This window comes from uncultured Maribacter sp., from assembly GCF_947500985.1.
GTDB lineage: Bacteria > Bacteroidota > Bacteroidia > Flavobacteriales > Flavobacteriaceae > Maribacter.
The window spans coordinates 1-230 of record NZ_CANMTX010000037.1; the positions used below are offsets into that span (position 1 = coordinate 1).

The window sequence follows — 230 nt, forward strand, 5'->3', positions numbered from 1 at the left end:
GCTATTGCGGTATTCTGAGTTGTTTGTTCTGCTTCGAGAGTATCTATATCGGTAGCGTTTGCAGCTATTGCGGTATTTTGTGTTGTTTGTTCCGCTTCAAGAGTGTCGATATCCGTTGCGTTAGAAGCTATAGCGGTATTCTGAGTTGTCTGCTCCGCTTCTAAAGTATCGATATCGGCAGTATTTTGATCAACATCCGCTCTTATTGTAGTGTCGTCATATGCAAGTCC

Annotated in this window: 1 protein-coding gene; it reads right to left on the reverse strand. The window is 43.0% G+C overall.

What is annotated here, in order from left to right:
• The coding region (locus tag Q0871_RS18665) for a hypothetical protein (protein WP_299326620.1) at nucleotides 1-230 on the reverse strand (230 nt) is incomplete at both ends.